Below are 970 nucleotides of genomic sequence, written 5' to 3'. Positions count from 1 at the left end.
CCGTCGCGCAGCCATTGGACCGCGGCGCCGGCAATGAAGATCGAGCCCTCCAGCGCATAAGTGGTCTTGCCGTTCAGCCTGTAGGCAATAGTGGTCAAGAGCCGGTTCTTCGAACGCACAAGGTCGCTGCCGGTGTTGAGCAGCGCAAAGCAGCCCGTGCCGTAGGTGGATTTCATCATGCCCGGCTCGAAACAGGCCTGGCCGATGGTCGCCGCATGCTGGTCGCCGGCAACACCGAGGATTCTTATCTCGGCGCCGAAGAGATTTTTCTCCGTGATTCCATAGTCATCGGCGCAGTCCTTTACCTCGGGTAGCATTTTCGCCGGGATGTTCAGTATCGACAGCAGTTCGTTGTCCCAGGCATTTTTCTCGATATTGTAGACCAGCGTGCGCGACGCGTTGGTGGCATCCGTGGCGTGGACCTTGCCGCCGGTCAGCCGCCAGATCAGAAAGCTGTCGATGGTGCCGGCGAGCAACTCGCCTTTCTCGGCACGACGCCGCGCCCCTTTTACCTTGTCCAGCATCCAGGCGATCTTGGTACCGGAAAAATACGGATCAAGCAGCAGGCCGGTTTTTTTGGTGAACTTTTTCTCCAGTCCCTGCTTCTTCAGTTTCTGGCACAGCGGCGTGGTGCGCCGGTCCTGCCAGACAATGGCATTGTGGATCGGCTTGCCGGTCGCCTTGTCCCAGATGACGATGGTCTCGCGCTGATTGGTGATGCCGAGCGCGGCCACTTCGGATGCAGCCCGGCCGGCCTTCTTCAGCGCCGCCTTCACGGTCGTCACCACGCTCGCCCAGATGTCTTCGGGATCGTGCTCGACCCAGCCGGAGGCCGGATAGTGCTGGATGAATTCCCTCTGCCCGCTGCCGGCGACCTTCATATCGCCGTCGAACAGGATCGCCCGGGTCGAAGTCGTGCCCTGGTCGATGGCAAGGATGTATCCGGTCATTCTGCTTCCCCGCTTAATGC

The 970-nt window shown here is 60.4% G+C and carries 1 protein-coding gene; it reads right to left on the bottom strand.

The annotated features are described in order from the left end of the window. Positions 1-950, bottom strand: a 950-nt coding sequence (gene glpK / locus EN884_RS37015; RefSeq protein WP_128361183.1) for a glycerol kinase GlpK, incomplete at its 3' end; no start/stop codon positions are given. Positions 951-970 lie beyond the last annotated feature (20 nt).

It is taken from the genome of Mesorhizobium sp. M7A.F.Ca.AU.001.01.1.1, assembly GCF_004022735.1.
Classification (GTDB): domain Bacteria; phylum Pseudomonadota; class Alphaproteobacteria; order Rhizobiales; family Rhizobiaceae; genus Mesorhizobium; species Mesorhizobium ciceri.
This window is presented reverse-complemented; position numbering and strand designations above follow the sequence as displayed.